Raw genomic sequence first — 18,701 nt, 5'->3', positions numbered from 1 at the left:
TCGGTGCATGTCGTACTCGCCGGCGGGGGGACCGCCGGTCACATCGAGCCGGCCCTCGCCCTCGCGGACGCCCTCCGCAGGCACGACCCGTCCATCGGGATCACCGCCCTGGGCACCGAGCGCGGCCTGGAGACCCGGCTGGTGCCCGAGCGGGGCTACCACCTGGAGCTGATCCCGGCCGTTCCGCTGCCCCGCAAGCCCACCCCCGAGCTGATCACCGTCCCGGGCCGGCTGCGCGGCACCGTCCGGGCCGCCCAGGAGATCATCGAGCGGGTCAAGGCGGATGTCGTGGTCGGCTTCGGCGGCTACGTCGCGATGCCGGCCTACCTGGCCGCCAAGCGGGCCGGGGTGCCGATCGTGGTCCACGAGGCCAACGCCCGGCCCGGCCTGGCCAACAAGATCGGTGCCCGGTACAGCGACTTCGTCGCCGTCTCCACGCCGGACAGCAAGCTGCGCGACTCCCGGTACATCGGCATCCCGCTGCGCCGGACCATCGCCACCCTGGACCGCAACGCGGCCCGGCCGGAGGCCCGGCACTACTTCGGCCTCGACCAGCGGCTGCCCACGCTGCTGGTCTCCGGCGGCTCGCAGGGCGCCCGCCGGCTCAACGAGACCGTCACCGCCATCGCGCCCCGGCTCCAGCAGTACGGCGTGCAGATCCTGCACGCGGTCGGGCCGAAGAACGAGCTGCCGCAGGTGGACGACATCCCCGGGATGCCGCCCTACCGCGCCGTGCCGTACGTGGACCGGATGGACCTCGCGTACGCCGCCGCCGACCTGATGCTCTGCCGGGCCGGCGCCATGACGGTGGCCGAGCTGGCGGCGGTGGGTCTGCCGGCCGCCTTCGTCCCGCTGCCGATCGGCAACGGCGAGCAGCGGCTGAACGCCCAGCCGATGGTCAAGGCCGGCGGCGGGCTGCTGGTCGACGACGCGGAACTGACCCCGGAGTGGGTCCTGCAGAACGTCCTGCCGGTGCTCACCGACCCGCAGCGGCTCTGGGACATGAGCCGGGCCGCCGCCGAGTTCGGCCGCCGGGACGCCGACGACCTGCTGGTCGGCATGGTCTACGAAGCGATCGAGGCCGCCAGGGGCGGCCGCCGCCGTGGCTGACGGTCGGCCCGCCGATCAACCCCCGGCCTCCGGCCGGGGGTACCCGCGGGAGGAGGTGGAGTTCGGGGACGAGGAGTACTCGCCCCGGCTCCGGCTCTCCCGGCGGGGCATCGCGGTGCTGGCCGCGCTCGGCGCCTCGGTGCTGGGCGGGCTGGCCTGGCTGGTCTTCCTCTCCTCGGCCCTGGACGTGCGCAGCGTCGCGGTGCAGGGGGTGCAGGACGACCGGCTGACGGTCGACCAGGTCCGCGCGGCGATCGGCACGGTCGGCGCCGGTCCGCTGGCCCGGGTCGACCTGGACGCCGCCACCCGGCGGGTGGAGGCGATCCCGCGGGTGGCCCGGGCCGAGGTCTGGCGGGGCTGGCCGCACACCCTGCGGGTGAAGATCACCCAGCGCACCGCGGTGGCCGCCGTCAAGGGGGACGACGGCAGATTCACCCAGGTGGACGCAGGTGGCGTGAGCTTCGCCACCGAGGACGCCGCCCCGGCCGGAGTGCCGGTGGTCGAACTGCGGCTCAGTCAGCAGGCGAACGACGCGGCCGGGGTGATTTCCCGTCCGCAGTTGGTCCAGGGGGCGGTGGCGGTAGCCGCCGGGCTGCCCGCCGAGGTCCGGCAACGGGCCGGGGCGGTGCTGGTGCACTCCTACGACGACATCCAGCTGCAGCTCAGCGGGGGTGCCACGGTCCGCTGGGGGAGTCCGGACCAGATCGATCGAAAAGCCCGGGTGCTGGTGGCACTGATGAGTCAGAAGGGTACGAACTTCGACGTCAGTGCGCCGGACGCGCCGGCGGTGTCGGGATGATCCGGTAGGTTCTCTCCCTGGGGGAGGGGTTGACGCCTTTCGGTGACGGCCCGACCCTTGGTGGTCACCCCGGTTTCATAAGCTGGTTGATGATCACATAGGCTCAAAAGAAAAAGGGAAGCTCGGCGTGTTCGTTGAAACACGTGCCCGGGGCCACCTAGTGTCCTGTGTCACCAGACTGTGCTTCCTGGTGATGTGACGGAGGCACAGCACTAACCCTAAACGTCAAGTTTAGGGTTGGGGTCGGCGGTCGGCATTTCGGACATTCAGTCAGAAACCAGGCTCCCTACCCATCGACATCCGTCGGTACGGCACCCCACAGGGGGCCGGCCGACCCGGAAATTCGAGGCGAGAGGCCTTCGACGTGGCAGCACCGCAGAACTACCTCGCAGTCATCAAGGTTGTCGGCATCGGCGGCGGTGGTGTCAACGCCATCAACCGGATGATCGAGGTCGGTCTCAAGGGCGTCGAGTTCATCGCGATCAACACCGATGCGCAGGCCCTCCTGATGAGCGACGCCGACGTCAAGCTCGATGTGGGCCGTGAACTCACCCGGGGCCTCGGCGCCGGCGCCAACCCCGAGGTCGGCCGCAAGGCCGCCGAGGACCACCGCGAGGAGATCGAGGAGGTCCTCAAGGGGGCCGACATGGTCTTCGTGACCGCGGGCGAGGGCGGTGGTACCGGCACGGGCGGCGCGCCGGTCGTCGCCAACATCGCCCGCTCGCTCGGCGCGCTGACCATCGGCGTGGTCACCCGCCCCTTCACCTTCGAGGGCCGTCGCCGCGCGAACCAGGCCGAGGACGGCATCGCCGGCCTGCGCGAAGAGGTCGACACCCTCATCGTGATCCCCAACGACCGCCTGCTGTCCATCTCGGACCGCCAGGTCAGCGTGCTGGACGCGTTCCGCTCCGCCGACCAGGTGCTGCTCTCCGGCGTCCAGGGCATCACCGACCTGATCACCACCCCCGGTCTGATCAACCTCGACTTCGCGGACGTCAAGTCCGTCATGTCGGAGGCCGGTTCGGCGCTCATGGGCATCGGTTCGGCCCGGGGCGAGGACCGCGCCAAGGCGGCCGCCGTGATGGCGATCTCCTCGCCGCTGCTGGAAGCCTCGATCGACGGCGCCCGCGGCGTGCTGCTCTCCATCTCCGGCGGCTCCGACCTCGGCCTGTTCGAGATCAACGAGTCCGCCCAGCTGGTCAGCGAGGCCGCGCACCCCGAGGCCAACATCATCTTCGGTGCGGTGATCGACGACGCGCTCGGCGACGAGGTGCGGGTCACCGTGATCGCGGCCGGCTTCGACGGCGGCCAGCCCCCGGCGATCGTCCGCGACCCGGTGGTCAAGGCCACCCCGGCCACGCCGCCGCCGGCCGCCCCCGAGCGCCCGGCGACCCGGCCCTCCTACGGGAGCATCGGGTCGGTGACGGCCCGCTCCGAGGGCGACGCCCCGGCGCGTTCGACGGAGAGCCCGGCCACCACGACCGCCGCTCCGGTGCCGCCGCAGGTGCAGCCGGCCCGCCAGCCGTACGTGGAGAGCCCCGCCGAGGAGCTCGACGTGCCGGACTTCCTGAAGTAAGCAGTGGTCGATCACGCAGTACGCAACGGTGCTCACTTCGCCTTCACCGACCGGTGGGGCGGGGTGAGCACTTCGCCGTACGGGGAGCTGAACCTCGGCGGCGCGGTGGGGGACGACCCGGCCGCCGTCCGGCGCAACCGGGCGATCGCGGCCGGCGCGCTGGGCCTCGACCCGGCGGACGTGGTCTGGATGAACCAGGTCCACGGCGCGGAGGTGGCCGTGGTGACGCGGCGCCAGTCCGCGGGGGAGGCGCCGACCGTCGACGCGGTGGTCACCGACCGGCCGCTGGCGCTGGCGGTGCTGACCGCGGACTGCACGCCCGTCCTGCTGGCCGATCCGGTGGCGGGCGTGGTGGGCGCGGCCCACGCGGGCCGGCCCGGGCTCGCGGCCGGGGTGGTGCCGGCGGCGGTCCGGGCGATGGTGGAGCTGGGCGCCGAGCCGGGGCGGATCACCGCCGCGACCGGGCCCGCGGTCTGCGGCCGCTGCTACGAGGTGCCGGCGGAACTGCGTGCGGAGGTGGCCCGGCTGGTGCCGGCCGCGCACGCCGAGACCTCCTGGGGCACCCCGGCCCTGGACGTGCCGGAGGGAGTGGCGGCGCAGCTGACCGCTGCGGGCGTCACCGAGTTGGTGCGATCATCGGTCTGCACCCTCGAATCCGCCGATCACTACTCCTATCGCCGCGAGCGGCGCACGGGCCGGCTCGCGAGCTACGTCTGGTTGGGCTCTGATCACTCATGACGAACGACATCTACGGACCGTTCCCGGGCGGTGCGGATTTCCTCGCCGCCCTGACGCCGGGCCAGCGGGCCCGGTACGAGGAACTCGGGACCAACCTCGACGTGGTCGAACGCCGGATCGCCGACGCCTGCGCGGCCGCGGGGCGGGCGCGTGACGAGGTGCGGCTGATCGTCGTCACCAAGACCTACCCGGCGCAGGACAGCGCACTGCTGGCCGCACTGGGCGTCACCGACGTCGCGGAGAACCGCGACCAGGACGCGGCGCCCAAGGCGGAGCAGTGCAGAAACCTTCCGCTGGACTGGCACTTCGTCGGCCAGCTGCAGACCAACAAGGTCCGCTCGGTGGTCCGGTACGCGAACCACGTGCACTCGGTGGACCGGCCGCGGCTGGTGGAGTCGCTCTCCGCGGCGGTGCTCAAGGCCGAGCGGCCCGAGCTGGGCTGCCTGGTGCAGGTCGCGCTGGAGAAGGAGCACGGCGAGGGCGAGGGCCGGGCCGGGGCGACCCCGTCGGAGGTCGAGGCGCTGGCCGACGCGATCGCCGACGCGCCCGGGCTGCGACTGGACGGTGTGATGACCGTCGCTCCCCTCTCCGGTCCGCTCGCCGGCGATCCGGCCCGGGCCTTCGAGCGGTTGACGGAAATCGCAACCGCCGTACGGGCGGCCCATCCTGCTGCCACCATGGTTTCCGCAGGAATGAGCGGTGACCTGGAGCAGGCCGTTGCCGCCGGGGCGACACATGTGCGCGTCGGAACGGCGGTACTCGGAGTGCGGTCACCCCTCGGGTAACGTCACCGGGTAGTAGATCAGACTGCAGGACAAAATAGGACAGAAGCTAGCAGCTTTCCAGAGCGCTGGCGAACCGTGGATCGTAGCTCCGCGGCCCCCACCCACGAGTTCTGACCGGCCGTCGGCCCGTCGGCTCGTCGTGGGCGGACCGCGGAATCCGCAGCCGGGGCCGGACGGCCCGGCCGTCGGTACGGAGCCGGTCCACCACGGAGCGGGCAGGGCGAGCGACCATCGAGAGGCGCGCGTTCGCGAAGCGACCACCGCGCGGACAGCGAGGTGGGCATGAGCGGAGGAGACAGGAGCATGGCCGGCGCAATGCGCAAGATGGCGGTCTACCTCGGCCTCGTGGAGGACGAGACGTACGACGGCCAGGGGTACGACCCCGACGACGACTACGACGCGGACCCCGAGCCGATCCGAACGGGGCGGACGGAGGACATCCCCCGGCCCGCCGCGGCACCCGCCCCGGTCTCCTCGATCACGCCGCAGCCGGTCCCGGCCGCGGTCCCGATCCGCCAGGAGACCCCGAGGATGGCCCCAGTGTCGTCCATCACACCCGAACGCCGCCACAACCTGGAGAAGAGCGCCCCGGTGATCATGCCCAAGGTAGTGAACGAACGAGAGCCCTACCGCATCACCACGCTGCACCCCCGGACCTACAACGAGGCCCGTACGATCGGGGAACAGTTCCGTGGCGGGACCCCGGTGATCATGAATCTCACCGAGATGGACGACACCGATGCCAAGCGGCTCGTAGACTTCGCCGCTGGACTCGTCTTCGGTCTGCACGGCAGTATCGAGCGCGTGACACAGAAGGTGTTCCTGCTGTCGCCTGCTAACGTCGATGTCACGGCGGAGGACAAGGCTCGGATCGCCGAGGGTGGGTTCTTCAACCAGAGCTGACCCGGCCACGACTTTACGTGTGGATCTGATCGACAGTGAGTTAGTGACAGGCGGCACGGCCGAAGGGCCGAGAACCGGGGAGAGGGAAGCGCGATGGGGATCGTGTGGGCGGTGCTCTATTACGCGCTGACCGTCTTCCTGGTGTTCCTGCTTGTGCGGCTGGTGATGGACTGGGTCTTCCAGTTCGCACGTTCGTGGCGGCCCGGCAAGGCCATGGTCCTGGTCCTGGAGGCCACGTACACTGTCACGGATCCGCCGCTCAAGCTTCTTCGGCGGTTCATTCCGCCGTTGCGTCTCGGGGGCGTGGCGCTCGACCTGTCCTTCTTCGTACTGATGATCATTGTGTATGTCCTGATCTCGCTTGTGCGGCCCTAGTCGTAGGTGAGCGATGCGACAGGATGCCGGTGTGCCGACGATCACGTTGAGGTGAAGAGATGCCATTGACCCCCGAGGACGTTCGGAACAAGCAGTTCACGACCGTCCGCCTGCGCGAAGGCTATGACGAGGACGAGGTCGATGCCTTCCTCGACGAGGTCGAGGCGGAGCTGACCCGCCTCCTCCGCGAGAACGAGGACCTGCGCGCCAAGCTGGCCGCCGCGACCCGTGCCGCCGCGCAGAACCAGGCCAACATGCGCAAGGAGCCGCCGCAGGACTCGCGTCCCGGCGCCCCGGTGCCGGCCGCCATATCCGGCCCGCCGGTGCCCGGACAGCAGCAGGGCCCCGGCCCGCAGCAGATGGGCGGCCCCGGCGGTCCGCAGCAGATGGGCGGCCCGCAGCAGCAGCAGCAGATGGGCAACCAGCCCCTCGGCCTGCCGTCCGGTGCCCCGCAGCTCCCGTCCGGCCAGGGCGGCCCGATGGGCGGCCAGCAGCAGCAGATGAACCAGACCATGGGCGGCCAGCAGCAGCTGGTGCAGCCGATGGGCGGTCAGATGCTCCAGCCCATGGGCGGTCCGGGTGGCCCGCAGCAGATGGGCAACCCGATGGGCCAGGGCATGGGCCAGCAGCAGATGCAGCAGATGGGCGGCCCGATGGGCCAGCCGCAGCAGATGGGCGGCCCGATGGGCGCTCCGATGCAGCAGCAGCAGGGCCCCGGCGGCGACAGCGCGGCCCGCGTGCTGGCGCTCGCCCAGCAGACCGCGGACCAGGCGATCTCGGAGGCCCGTTCCGAGGCCAACAAGATCGTCGGCGAGGCGCGCAGCCGGGCCGAGGGTCTGGAGCGCGACGCCCGTGCCAAGGCCGACGCCCTGGAGCGGGACGCGCAGGAGAAGCACCGCGTCGCGATGGGCTCCCTGGAGTCCGCGCGGGCCACGCTGGAGCGCAAGGTCGAGGACCTGCGGGCGTTCGAGCGTGAGTACCGCACGCGTCTGAAGTCCTACCTGGAGACCCAGCTGCGCCAGCTGGAGTCGCAGGCGGACGACTCGCTCGCTCCGCCGCGCATCCCGGCCACCGCCTCGCTGCCGCCGGCCGCGTCGTCGATGGCTCCGGCCGGTGCGTCCGCGATGAGCGGGGGTGCTCCGAGCTTCGGTGGCAACCAACCGTCCTTCGGCGGGAACCAGCCCTCGTTCGGCGGCCAGAGCTCCTTCGGCGGCAACAACGGTGCGCCGAGCTTCGGCGGGCAGTCCTCCGGTGGCAACTCCGGTGCCCCGCAGATGCAGCCGGCCGGGATGACGCAGCCGATGGCCGCCGTCCGCCCGCAGCCGCCGCAGCCGATGCAGCAGGCGCCGGCGCCGATGCGCGGTTTCCTGATCGACGAGGACGGCGACAACTGAGGTTGTAGCCAGGCATTTCGAGGGCGCCCCTGCCGTGACTTCCGGGTCATGACGGGGGCGCCCTCGTCGGTGTGCCCGCCCGGGTGAGCGCCGGTGCGACCGGGCGCCGGGGCGCGGGCTCCGGAGACGGCGAGGCCGCCGCCACCCCGGGTGGGGCGGCGGCGGCTTCGCCGTGCGGGTCGGGCCCGACGGGTCGGGCCGTGCGGGTCAGGCCTTGCGGAGCCGGAAGGTCAGGCCGAGGCCCTCGTCCGAGAAGGTCTCGGACTCCCAGTCGGCGGCGCCCGCCGCGAAGTCGGTGGCCAGCACCTCCTCGGCGACCAGCGGGCCGTGCTCGGTGATCGCCTCGGTGGTCTCGTCGGAGGCGGCCTGCCAGCGCAGCACGATCCGGTCGGAGACCTCCAGGCCGGAGTTCTTCCGGGCCTCCTGGATCTGCCGGATCGCGTCGCGGGCGATGCCGAGGCGCTTGAGCTCCGGGGTGATGGCCAGGTCGAGGGCGACGGTGGCACCGGACTCGTTGGCGACCGCCCAGCCCTCGCGCGGGGTCTCGGTGATGATCACCTCGTCCGGGCCCAGCTCGATCCGCTCGCCGTTCAGCTCCACCCCGGTGCTGCCGGTGGCGCGCAGCTCGGCGGCGAGCACCGCGGCGTCGGCGGCCGCGACCACCTTGGCCACGTCCTGCACGCCCTTGCCGAAGCGCTTGCCGAGCGCCCGGAAGTTCGCCTTGGCGGTGGTGTCGACCAGCGAGCCGCCGACCTCGGCCAGCGACTCCAGGGTGGAGACGTTGAGCTCCTCGGCGATCTGCGCGCGCAGGTCGGCCGGCAGCTCCTCCCAGCCCTGGGCGGCGATCAGCGCGCGGGAGAGCGGCTGACGGGTCTTCACGCCGGACTCGGCGCGGGTGGCCCGGCCCAGCTCGACCAGCCGGCGCACCAGCGCCATGTGGCGCGAGAGGTCGGCGTCGATCAGCGCCTCGTCCGCCTCCGGCCAGCCCGCCAGGTGGACCGAGGCCGGGGCCTGCGGGGCGACCGGGACGACGAGGTCCTGCCAGACCCGCTCGGTGATGAACGGCGTCAGCGGGGCCATCAGCCGGGTGACCGTCTCCAGCGCCTCGTGCAGGGTGGCGAGCGCGGCGGCGTCGCCCTGCCAGAAGCGGCGGCGGCCGCGGCGGACGTACCAGTTGGAGAGGTCGTCGACGAAGCCGGAGAGCAGCTTGCCGGCGCGCTGGGTGTCGTACGCCTCGAAGGCCGCGTCGACCTCGCGGACCAGGGTGTTCAGCTCGGAGAGCACCCAGCGGTCCAGCTGCGGCCGCGCCGCCGGGGCCGGGTCGCTCGCGGACGGCGCCCAGCCGGAGGTGCGGGCGTACAGGGCCTGGAAGGCCACGGTGTTCCAGTAGGTGAGGAGGGTCTTGCGGACCACCTCCTGGATGGTGCCGTGGCCGACCCGGCGGGCCGACCAGGGCGAACCGCCGGCCGCCATGAACCACCGCACCGCGTCCGCGCCGTGCTGGTCCATGAGCGGGATCGGCTGCAGGATGTTGCCCAGGTGCTTGGACATCTTGCGGCCGTCCTCGGCCAGGATGTGGCCCAGGCAGACGACGTTCTGGTAGCTGCTCCTGTCGAACACCAGGGTGCCGACGGCCATCAGCGTGTAGAACCAGCCGCGGGTCTGGTCGATCGCCTCCGAGATGAACTGCGCCGGGTAGCGCTTCTCGAAGAGCTCCTTGTTCTGGTACGGGTAGCCGTACTGGGCGAAGGGCATCGAGCCGGAGTCGTACCAGGCGTCGATCACCTCGGGCACCCGGGTGGCGGTGCCGGAGCACTCGCGGCAGGCGAAGGTGACGTCGTCGATGTAGGGGCGGTGCGGGTCCAGGCCGCTCTGGTCGGTGCCGGTGAGCTCGGAGAGCTCGGCCAGCGAGCCGACGCAGGTGAGGTGGTTCTCCTCGCAGCGCCAGATCGGCAGCGGGGTGCCCCAGTAGCGGTTGCGGCTGAGCGCCCAGTCGATGTTGTTGTTCAGCCAGTCGCCGAAGCGGCCGTGCTTGACCGTCTCCGGGTACCAGTTGGTGGCCTCGTTCTCGCGGATCATCGCGTCCTTGACGGCGGTGGTCCGGATGTACCAGGACGGCTGCGCGTAGTAGAGCAGCGCGGTGTGGCAGCGCCAGCAGTGCGGGTAGCTGTGCTCGTACGGCAGGTGGCGGAAGAGCAGGCCGCGCTCCTGGAGGTCCGTGACCAGGGCCTCGTCGGCCTTCTTGAAGAACTGGCCGCCGACCAGCGGGACCTCGGGCGCGAAGGTGCCGTCGGCGAGCACCGGGTTGACCACCGGCAGGCCGTAGCGGCGGCAGGTCGCGAGGTCGTCCGCGCCGAAGGCGGGGGACTGGTGGACGATGCCGGTGCCGTCCTCGGTGGTGACGTAGTCGGCGTTGAGGACGTAGTGCGCGTCCTCGATCTCGACCAGGTCGAAGGGGCGGCGGTACGCCCAGCGCTCCATCTCGGCGCCGGTGAAGGACTCGCCGGTGGCCTCCCAGCCCTCGCCGAGCGCCTTGGCCAGCAGCGGCTCCGCGACGACCAGCCGCTCGGTGCCGTCGGTGGCCACCACGTAGGTGACCTCGGGGTGGACGGCGGCGGCGGTGTTGGAGACCAGGGTCCACGGCGTGGTCGTCCAGACCAGCAGCGCGGCCCCGCCGGCCAGCGGGCCGGAGGTGAGCGGGAAGCGGACGAAGACCGAGGGGTCGACGACAGTCTCGTAGCCCTGGGCCAGCTCGTGGTCGGACAGGCCGGTGCCGCAGCGCGGGCACCAGGGGGCGACCCGGTGGTCCTGGACCAGCAGGCCCTTGTCGAAGATCTGCTTGAGCGACCACCAGACCGACTGGACGTAGGACGGGTCCATCGTCCGGTAGGCGTCGTCGAGGTCGACCCAGTAGCCCATCCGGGTGGTGAGCTCGGTGAAGGCGTCGGTGTGGCGGGTCACCGACTCGCGGCACTTGGCGTTGAACTCGGCGATGCCGTACGCCTCGATGTCCTGCTTGCCGGAGAAGCCCAGCTCCTTCTCGACGGCCAGCTCGACGGGGAGGCCGTGGCAGTCCCAGCCGGCCTTGCGGGCGACGTGGTAGCCCTTCATCGTCCGGTAGCGGGGGAAGACGTCCTTGAAGACGCGGGCCTCGATGTGGTGGGCGCCGGGCATGCCGTTGGCGGTCGGCGGGCCCTCGTAGAACACCCACTCGGGGCGGCCCTCGGACTGCTCCAGACTGCGCTGGAAGATCTTGCTGTCCTGCCAGAAGGAGAGGATCTGGTGTTCGAGGGCAGGCAGGTCCACCTGTGCGGGGACGGCGTTGTAGGTGGTCATCGCGGTGTCAAACCTCCGGCGGATATCGGCTGGATCCGACGGAGGGACGAGACGGCGAGCCGCCCCGCGGTACCACCCTCCTTGGCCGCGGTGCTGCTGCGACCCTCTTGTTTGGGCTTGCTGCCGGTTCTACCGGGCCGCTGGGCTGACCAGCGGCCGTTCTTCCGGCGGCTCCGGGGTGATCTTCCCGCCGCGCACACCCCCGGGCTCGCACCGTCCCCGGGTCGCTGGTGGCTGCGTACGTCGGTACTCGTCCCATCTGCGCCTTGCCGGCCCAGTCTATCGGCAGCCGCAAGTCGGTTTGTCCGCCGCCGCGACGGCGCGCGGAGGCGGTTAGGCGGGGGTGTTCTGGGCACAACTCAGGTCAGCGCGCGGGGCGGGGCGGTTGTGACGGCTGCCTGGGTGGGATCATTGTGAGGCGTCGGTATGTCATGTTGTGACCGGTTTTGATGGGGATTATCGTTCCGGCACTGGAGGCCGCCGGGAACCGGCGGCTCGATTCGTTCGTAGATGGGGTCGAAGCCATGGCTGATGAGGCAACCGGCGCGGGTACCGTCACCAAGCGGGCCCGCAAGGCCGTGGCAGGCGAACCAGGGGAGGGGACCGTGACCACTACCGCACGGCACAAGACCAGCAACGATTCCGCGCTCGTGGCCCCCGGCCGCACCCGCACCCCCGCCGCGGCGGTCCGCGGCGGCGGCGCGGAGGCCGTGGACCCGGCCGAGCTTCCCGTCCGCCCGGGCGAGGACCCGTGGACCTCGCAGGAGGTGCACGAACTGCACGCCGAGCTGATCAGCGAGCTGGACCGGCTGCAGAACGAGATCGGCGCCGCCGAGGCCGCGATCACCGGGCTGATGCGGGACTCCAACGACGGAGCCGGCGACGACCAGGTCGACGCCGGTACGAAGAACATCTCGCGGGAGAGCGAGCTGGCGCTGGCCAACAACGCCAGGGACAGCCTCGCGCAGGTCGAGCGGGCCCTGGGCCGACTGGAGGGCGTCGGCTTCGGGACCTGCGAGTCCTGCGGCCAGGCCATCGGCAAGGCCCGCATGCAGGCCTTCCCCCGGGCGACGCTCTGCGTCCAGTGCAAGGCCAAGCAGGAACGCCGCTGACCGGGGCGACGCGGGGGGTCGGGCTTGCCGTACGCTCGACCCCGTAACGTCGCCTGACTCGTCGAGGTCGGCGACCACCGGCCCACTCTCCCCCGACCTTCGGCCCCGGGGGACCCTCATCGGCAGCGGAGCGGATCATCAGTACGCAAGGTTCCCCCCAGACGCGGGACGAGTCCGTCCCGACCCCCGCCGAAGCCCTGGAGGAGGCCGTGGCCGAGCCCGGTGAGGTGACCGCTCCGGTCGAGCAGGAGGCACCGAAGGGGCGCCGGCGGATCGGTGTCCTGCTGGGCGTCGCGCTGGTCGCCTTCCTGATCGACCTGGGGACCAAGCTGCTGGTGGTCGCCCGCCTGGAGAACCACGCGGCGATCAAGGTGATCGGCGACGTGGTGACCTTCCAGGTGATCCGCAACTCCGGCGCCGCGTTCGGCATGGGCCAGGCGCTGACCATCGTCTTCACCGTGATCGCGGCGTCGGTCATCGTGGTCATCTGGCGGATCGCCCGCCGGCTGTACAGCCTCCCCTGGGCGATCGCGCTCGGGCTGCTGCTCGGCGGGGCGCTGGGCAACCTGACCGACCGGCTGTTCCGCTCGCCGAGCGCCTTCCGCGGCCACGTCGTGGACTTCATCTCCGTCCAGCACTTCGCCGTCTTCAACCTCGCCGACTCGGCGATCGTCTGCGGCGGCATCCTGGTGGTGCTGCTCTCCTTCCGCGGCAGCAACCCGGACGGCACCGTCCACCAGCCGGCCGGCAAGGGCGCGGGCGGCAAGGACGGGGCGGCCGAGGGCGACGCCGGCGGGGACCGGCCCGGCCCGACCGCGTAAGGGGCGGCTCCCGCGTCCGGCATACTCGTACGGGTGAGTACCGCAGCGCAGATCCGCAGCCTCCCCGTACCCGACGGCCTGGAGGGCGAGCGTCTCGACGCCGCCCTCGCCCGGATGTTCGGTTTCTCCCGGACGAAGGCCGCCGAGTTGGCAGCCGACGGCAAGGTGACGCTCGACGGCGCCCTGGCCGGCAAGTCGGACCGGGTCACCGCCGGCTCCTGGCTGGAGGTCGAGATCCCGGCCCCCGCCGCGCCCGTGCGGATCGTCGCCGAGCATGTCGAGGGCATGCGCATCGTCCACGACGACGAGGACATCGTGCTCGTCGACAAGCCGGTCGGCGTCGCCGCCCACCCCAGCCCCGGCTGGACCGGTCCGACCGTGATCGGCGGCCTGGCCGCGGCCGGCTACCGGATCTCCACCTCGGGCGCCGCGGAGCGCCAGGGCGTCGTACACCGGCTCGACGTGGGCACCTCCGGGCTGATGGTGGTCGCCAAGTCCGAGCGCGCCTACACCGACCTCAAGCGCCAGTTCCACGACCGGGTGACCGAGAAGAAGTACCACACGCTGGTGCAGGGCCACCCGGACCCGATGAGCGGCACCGTGGACGCGCCGATCGGGCGCCACCCCAGCTCCGACTGGAAGTGGGCGGTCATCCAGGAGGGCAAGCCCTCCGTCACCCACTACGACCTCATCGAGGCCTACCGGGCCGCCTCGCTGCTGGACATCAAGCTGGAGACCGGCCGGACCCACCAGATCCGGGTGCACATGTCGGCGCTGCGCCACCCCTGCGTGGGCGACCTGACCTACGGCGCCGACCCGACGCTGGCCAAGCGGCTCGGGCTGACCCGGCAGTGGCTGCACGCGGTCTCGCTCGCCTTCGAGCACCCGGCCGACGGCGAGTGGGTGCAGTTCGGCAGCGAGTACCCCGAGGACCTGCGCAGGGCGCTGGACATCATCTCGGCGGAGAGCTGACATGAGCTCCTTCGCGGCGCGGATCCGGGTGGCCGAGGGCGCGGACGACCTGGCACTGGTGCGGGGCGTCCGGCACGAGGTGTTCATCGCCGAGCAGGGCGTGCCCGAGGAACTGGAGTACGACGACCTCGACGCGACCTCCGAGCACCTGCTGGCGGTCGGCCCGGAGGGCGAGCCGCTCGGCACCGCCCGGCTGATCCACGGCCCGCAGGCGCTCGCCCTCACCGGCGGGACGGCGGGCCGGGTGCTGCTCGGCCGGCTCGCGGTGGTGAAGGCGGCGCGCGGCACCGGGCTGGGCGCCGAGCTGGTCCGCGCCGTCGAGGCGGCCGGGCGCGGGCGGGGCGCCCGTGAGGTCGAGCTGCACGCGCAGGTGCAGGCGCTGGGCTTCTACGAGCGGCTCGGCTACACGGCGGAGGGGCCGGTCTACGACGACGCCGGGATCCCGCACCGGACCATGACCCGGGTGCTCTAGGGCCGCTCCCGGTCCCGGGTCGCGCCGGGACCGGGGTGCTCCTCCGTGCGCAGTCGTCGGCGCCGGCTCGTACCGGCTGAGCTCCGCCTCCAGGCCGGCCGCCACCACCCGGACGGTGAGCCGGCCGACGGAGCCGAGCAGGAACAGCGGCACCAGGTGGTGCAGGCCGTCGTCGTGCCGGTGGAAGATCCGCTCCCGCGGGGCGGCGGCGAGCGTCAGCGCCGACCCGGCCCCCAGCTGCAGGGGGATCCGGCAGCGGCGCAGCAGTGCCCAGACGGCGTCGTCCGGATGGCTCGCGGCGACGCGCTGGAGGACCTGGTCGACGATCCGGCCGATCACCAGGGTGGCGGCGATGGCGGCGAGCAGGGCGATCAGCGGCCGGAGCACAGCGGCCGGAGCACAGACGCCTCGTCGTCGGGCGGTGGGATGGGACGGGCGGACGATACCCGGGCATAGTCGGATGAATCGGGCGTCTCGGCACGGCCCGGCCCGGGCGGCCTTATCGGACGCCTACCGGCACGGCGGATACGATCACCGACCATGGAGCTCGGTGGGGCGTGGCGCCGGTGGCGCGGCCGCGGAACGGCTGTCGGACGAAGAGTGCTGGCCGCGGTGGTGGCCCTGGTGGTGGTGGCCGGAGCCGGCACGGCGGTGGCGGTGGCCGCCGGCGGGGACGAGCCCGTCCGGCAGGAGGATCGTTTCCTCAGCATGCCGGAGACGCCCGGCAGCGACGCCACGGTCCAGCTGGACACCTCGTTCTTCACGACCGGGACGGGCCCCCGACCGGCGGTCCTGCTCGCCCACGGCTTCGGCGGTTCCAAGGAGGGTGAGCGCGAGCGCGCCCAGCAGCTCGCCCGGCAGGGCTACGCGGTGCTGACCTGGTCGGCGCGCGGCTTCGGCCACTCGGGCGGCCGGATCGGCCTCAACGCCCCCGACCGCGAGGTCGAGGACGTCCGGCACCTGGTCGACTGGCTGGCCCAGCGGCCCGAGGTGCGCCTCGACGGGCCGGGCGACCCGCGGGTCGGCATCACCGGTGCCTCGTACGGCGGGGCGGTGTCGCTGCTCGGCTCCGCGTACGACAGCCGGATCGACGCGGTGGCCAGCCAGATCACCTGGTGGAACCTGGCCGACGCGCTGTTCCCGCAGGGCGTGCGGGGCTCGGGCGCGGTGGACGGCGTGTTCAAGAAGCTCTGGGCCGGCATCTTCTTCACCACCGGCTCGGCGGGGGACCTCGGCCCCTCGGGCGAGGCCCCGCGCGGTGGCACCGGGCCGCAGCAGGCCCCGGGCGATTCGGCGGACGCGACGGTCGGCTGCGGCCGCTTCCTGGACGAGCTCTGCCGGATGTACGACCGGGTGGCGACCGCCGGTCACGCCGATCCGGAAGCCGTGGCCCTGCTGGACCGCTCCAGCCCGTCCTCGGTGGCCGGGCGGCTCAAGGCGCCCACCCTGGTCGTCCAGGGCCAGCAGGACTCGCTGTTCCCGCTCGACCAGGGCGATGCGATCGCCCGGGCGGTCGCGGCCAACGGCGCGCCGGTCGCGGTGGACTGGTTCGCGGGCGGGCACGACGGCGGCACCGACACCAGCGCCCGGGTGGACGACCGGGTCGGTGCCTGGTTCGACCGGTACCTGAAGGAGCCGGCCGGGCAGGACCCGCCCGGCTCCACCGGGCCGGCGTTCCGGGTGACCCGCACCGGCGGGGTCGACTCCACCGGCTTCCAGGCCGTGCTGCGCGGCGCCTCCGCCGACGCCTACCCCGGTCTGGCGGGCACCGGCTCGCGGCAGGTGGAGCTGACCGGCGGCAAGGCGGGCGCCGAGCAGACCTTCGCCAACCCGCCCGGCGGCGCGCCGCCCAACATCTCCGCGCTGCCCGGCATCGGCGCGCTCAGCCAGGCCGCCTCGCTCGGGGCCGGGCTCTCGCTCGACTTCCCCGGTCAGTACGCCGGGTTCGACTCGGCGCCGCTGGACGGGCAACTGCACCTGACCGGGCAGCCGACGGTCACGGTGAAGGTCGCGGCCGACCGGCCGGACGCGGTGCTCTTCGCCAAGCTGTACGACGTCGCGCCGGACGGCAAGCAGACCCTGCCGCAGCAGCTGTCCGCCCCGCTCCGGGTGACCGGCGCGGACGCGCCCGGCGGCCGGACCGTCACGGTGGCGCTGCCCACCGTCGACCACACCTTCGCCGCCGGGCACCGGCTGCGGCTGGTGCTCGCCGCGACCGACCTGGCGTACGCCTCGCCGGCCGAGCCGGCCACCTACCGGGTCTCCCTGGCCGGCCCGGTCACCGCGCCGACCGTCGCCGAGCTGGTCACCGAGGCCACCCCGCTGCCGGCCCGGACCTGGGTGCTGCCGCTGATCGCCGTCGCCGTGGCGGCCGCGCTGCTGCTCCTGCCGCGGCTGCGCCGACGCGGCCGGACCGCCCGCGGGCCGGCCTACGACCCGGCGCTGGCCGAGGTGCCGCTGCAGATCACCGGCCTCGGCAAGCGCTACAAGGGCGCCACCGACCGGTACGCCGTCCGGGACGTGGGCTTCCGGGTGGAGCAGGGCCAGGTGCTCGGGCTGCTCGGGCCCAACGGCGCCGGCAAGACCACCACGCTGAGGATGCTGATGGGCCTGATCCGGCCCGACGCCGGCGAGATCAGGATCTTCGGTCACCTGGTGCGGCCCGGCGCGCCGGTGCTGTCGCGGGTCGGGGCCTTCGTCGAGGGCGCCGGGTTCCTGCCGCACCTGAGCGGTCGGGCCAACCTGCGGCTGTACTGGCAGGCCACCGGCCGCCCGGAGGCGGACGCGCACCTGGCGGAGGCGCTCGCCATCGCCGGGCTCGGCGAGGCGCTGGACCGGGCGGTGCGGACCTACTCGCAGGGCATGCGGCAGCGCCTGGCCATCGCCCAGGCCATGCTCGGCCTGCCGGACCTGCTGATCCTGGACGAGCCGACCAACGGGCTCGACCCGCCGCAGATCCGTGAGATGCGCGAGGTGATGGTGCGCTACGCCGCCGCCGGACGGACCGTCATCGTCTCCAGCCACCTGCTGGCGGAGGTCGAGCAGAGCTGCACCGACCTGGTGGTGATGGACCGCGGCCGGCTGGTCACGGCGGGCGCCGTCGCCGAGATCATCGGCGCGGGCGAGCACCTGCTGATCGGCACACCCGCCTCGTTCGGGCCGTCGGAGCTGGCGGTGGCCGCCGACAAGGCGGGCGCGCTGGCCGGCGTGGGCTCGGTGGAGGTGGTCGAGGGCGGGCTGCTGGTGCGGCTGGACGGCATGGCGGCCAGCCAACTGCTGGCCGAGCTGGTGCGCCTGGGAGTGCCGGTGGAGCGGGCCGGACCGCACCGCCGGCTGGAGGACGCGTTCCTGTCGCTGATCGGAGGTGCGGCGTGAGCGCCGCTGTGTCACCGGACCACGTCTCACCGGACCGCGCGCCCGGGTACCGGCCCGGGCGGACGCTGCCGCTGCGGATCGAGGCCCTGCGCCAGCTGCGGCGCCGGCGCACCCTGGTGATCGGCGGGGTGCTGGCCGCGATGCCGTTCGTGATCCTGGCGGCGTTCCAGATCGGCGGCACGCCGGGGCGGGCCGACCGGACCAGCTTCATCGAGCTGGCCACCGCCTCCGGCCCGAACTTCGCGACCACCCTGCTCTTCATGGGCACCGGCTTCCTGCTGGTGATCCCGGTGGCGCTGTTCTGCGGGGACACCGTGGCCTCGGAGGCCAGCTGGTCCTCGCTGCGCTACCTGCTGGCCGCGCCGGTGCCCCGGGCCCGGCTGCTGGCCCGCAAGTTCGTGGTGGGGCTGGCCTTCTCGGCGGCGGCCGTGGTGCTGCTGCCGACGATCGGGCTGCTGGTCGGCACCGCCGCGTACGGCTGGGGGGACCTGAAGCTGCCCACCGGCGCGACCCTGTCGGCGACGGAGGCACTGCCGCGGCTGGCGCTCGCGGTGGCGTTCGTGTTCCTCAGCGAGGTCGTGATCGCGGCGCTGGCGTTCTGGCTCTCCACCGCGACCGACGCGCCGCTGGGCGCGGTCGGCGGCGCGGTGTTCGCCTCCATCGTCACCGGGGTGCTGGACGCCGTCACCGCCCTCGGCGACCTGCGGGAATGGCTTCCCGCGCACTGGCAGTACGCCTGGGCGGACGCCCTGCAGCCGCAGTTGGAGTGGGGCGGCATGGTGCAGGGCGTCTCGCTGTCGCTCTCCTACGCGGTGGTGCTGCTGGCGCTGGCGTTCCGCGGGTTCGCGCGCAAGGACGTGGTGTCCTGAGGAGCCTGCGGAAGGGCCTCTGCGGAGGGGGTACGCCCTGGGTGGCGTACCCCCTCCGGGGCGC

At 72.8% G+C, this 18,701-nt stretch carries 16 protein-coding genes; 15 read left to right on the top strand and 1 reads right to left on the bottom strand.

Annotated features, from left to right (window positions below; all coding sequences use genetic code 11):
* Positions 1-3: 3 nt before the first annotated feature.
* The 8 genes from murG to ACZ34W_RS00680 all read left to right on the top strand — a co-directional run bounded on the left by murG (position 4) and on the right by ACZ34W_RS00680 (position 7,680).
* Positions 4-1,110: an undecaprenyldiphospho-muramoylpentapeptide beta-N-acetylglucosaminyltransferase gene (gene murG / locus ACZ34W_RS00715; RefSeq protein WP_329487255.1), complete on the top strand. Its 1,107-nt coding sequence runs from the start codon at positions 4-6 to the stop codon at positions 1,108-1,110.
* 55 nt (positions 1,111-1,165) lie between these two features.
* A complete protein-coding gene (locus ACZ34W_RS00710; protein WP_465600395.1) occupies positions 1,166-1,909 on the top strand; it encodes a cell division protein FtsQ/DivIB in 744 nt (247 codons plus the stop codon).
* A gap of 364 nt (positions 1,910-2,273) precedes the next feature.
* Positions 2,274-3,485, top strand: a complete 1,212-nt coding sequence (gene ftsZ, locus ACZ34W_RS00705; RefSeq protein ID WP_329487253.1) for a cell division protein FtsZ — start codon at positions 2,274-2,276, stop codon at positions 3,483-3,485.
* A gap of 3 nt (positions 3,486-3,488) precedes the next feature.
* Positions 3,489-4,223, top strand: coding sequence for a peptidoglycan editing factor PgeF (gene pgeF / locus ACZ34W_RS00700; protein WP_329487252.1), 735 nt, complete (start codon positions 3,489-3,491; stop codon positions 4,221-4,223).
* Positions 4,220-5,008, top strand: coding sequence for a YggS family pyridoxal phosphate-dependent enzyme (locus tag ACZ34W_RS00695; RefSeq protein ID WP_329487251.1), 789 nt, complete (start codon positions 4,220-4,222; stop codon positions 5,006-5,008). The genes pgeF and ACZ34W_RS00695 overlap by 4 nt, the downstream gene beginning before the upstream one ends.
* A 303-nt stretch (positions 5,009-5,311) precedes the next feature.
* On the top strand, positions 5,312-5,911 hold the full coding sequence (locus ACZ34W_RS00690; protein ID WP_329487250.1) for a cell division protein SepF: 600 nt from the start codon (positions 5,312-5,314) through the stop codon (positions 5,909-5,911).
* Positions 5,912-6,004: 93 nt separating this feature from the next.
* Positions 6,005-6,286 (top strand): YggT family protein, encoded by a 282-nt coding sequence (locus ACZ34W_RS00685; RefSeq protein ID WP_148645520.1) that lies wholly within the window; start codon positions 6,005-6,007, stop codon positions 6,284-6,286.
* Between the two features lie 59 nt (positions 6,287-6,345).
* Entirely contained in the window at positions 6,346-7,680 is a 1,335-nt protein-coding gene (locus ACZ34W_RS00680; protein ID WP_465600389.1) for a DivIVA domain-containing protein, read from the top strand.
* A gap of 207 nt (positions 7,681-7,887) precedes the next feature.
* Here ACZ34W_RS00680 and ileS read toward each other — a convergent pair whose 3' ends face one another.
* Positions 7,888-11,016, bottom strand: coding sequence for an isoleucine--tRNA ligase (ileS, locus tag ACZ34W_RS00675; RefSeq protein ID WP_465600386.1), 3,129 nt, complete (start codon positions 11,014-11,016; stop codon positions 7,888-7,890).
* A gap of 605 nt (positions 11,017-11,621) precedes the next feature.
* On the opposite strand from ileS, the gene ACZ34W_RS00670 reads away from it, so the two are divergent.
* The 7 genes from ACZ34W_RS00670 (at position 11,622) to ACZ34W_RS00640 (ending at position 18,637) form a co-directional block, all read left to right on the top strand.
* Positions 11,622-12,128 carry a TraR/DksA family transcriptional regulator gene (locus tag ACZ34W_RS00670; RefSeq protein ID WP_359834327.1) on the top strand — a complete coding sequence of 169 codons (507 nt, stop codon included), beginning with the start codon at positions 11,622-11,624 and terminating at the stop codon, positions 12,126-12,128.
* Between the two features lie 209 nt (positions 12,129-12,337).
* The gene (lspA, locus tag ACZ34W_RS00665; protein WP_465600382.1) at positions 12,338-12,949 is read left to right on the top strand and encodes a signal peptidase II; all 612 of its coding nucleotides are present in this window, start codon (positions 12,338-12,340) and stop codon (positions 12,947-12,949) included.
* 33 nt (positions 12,950-12,982) lie between these two features.
* Positions 12,983-13,921, top strand: coding sequence for an RluA family pseudouridine synthase (locus ACZ34W_RS00660; RefSeq protein WP_329487246.1), 939 nt, complete (start codon positions 12,983-12,985; stop codon positions 13,919-13,921).
* Between the two features lies 1 nt (position 13,922).
* Positions 13,923-14,393, top strand: coding sequence for a GNAT family N-acetyltransferase (locus tag ACZ34W_RS00655; protein WP_329487245.1), 471 nt, complete (start codon positions 13,923-13,925; stop codon positions 14,391-14,393).
* Between the two features lie 156 nt (positions 14,394-14,549).
* Positions 14,550-14,849: a hypothetical protein gene (locus tag ACZ34W_RS00650; protein ID WP_465600377.1), complete on the top strand. Its 300-nt coding sequence runs from the start codon at positions 14,550-14,552 to the stop codon at positions 14,847-14,849.
* A gap of 84 nt (positions 14,850-14,933) precedes the next feature.
* A complete protein-coding gene (locus tag ACZ34W_RS00645) occupies positions 14,934-17,768 on the top strand; it encodes an alpha/beta fold hydrolase (RefSeq protein WP_465600374.1) in 2,835 nt (944 codons plus the stop codon).
* Complete coding sequence (locus ACZ34W_RS00640; RefSeq protein ID WP_329487243.1) at positions 17,765-18,637, top strand: ABC transporter permease; 873 nt, start codon at positions 17,765-17,767, stop codon at positions 18,635-18,637. The genes ACZ34W_RS00645 and ACZ34W_RS00640 overlap by 4 nt, the downstream gene beginning before the upstream one ends.
* Positions 18,638-18,701: the final 64 nt, after the last annotated feature.

This window comes from Kitasatospora sp. NPDC022856, from assembly GCF_055561235.1.
This window is presented reverse-complemented; position numbering and strand designations above follow the sequence as displayed.

What these genes read in the sequence shown, in the direction of transcription:
- ACZ34W_RS00645 (WP_465600374.1), top strand. Translation starts at nt 14,934, where the DNA reads ATGGAGCTCGGTGGGGCGTGGCGCCGGTGGCGCGGCCGCGGAACGGCT.
- ACZ34W_RS00690 (WP_329487250.1), top strand. Translation starts at nt 5,312, where the DNA reads ATGGCCGGCGCAATGCGCAAGATGGCGGTCTACCTCGGCCTCGTGGAG.
- ileS (WP_465600386.1), bottom strand. Translation starts at nt 11,016, where the DNA reads ATGACCACCTACAACGCCGTCCCCGCACAGGTGGACCTGCCTGCCCTC.
- ACZ34W_RS00695 (WP_329487251.1), top strand. Translation starts at nt 4,220, where the DNA reads ATGACGAACGACATCTACGGACCGTTCCCGGGCGGTGCGGATTTCCTC.
- ACZ34W_RS00680 (WP_465600389.1), top strand. Translation starts at nt 6,346, where the DNA reads ATGCCATTGACCCCCGAGGACGTTCGGAACAAGCAGTTCACGACCGTC.
- ACZ34W_RS00655 (WP_329487245.1), top strand. Translation starts at nt 13,923, where the DNA reads ATGAGCTCCTTCGCGGCGCGGATCCGGGTGGCCGAGGGCGCGGACGAC.
- ACZ34W_RS00685 (WP_148645520.1), top strand. Translation starts at nt 6,005, where the DNA reads ATGGGGATCGTGTGGGCGGTGCTCTATTACGCGCTGACCGTCTTCCTG.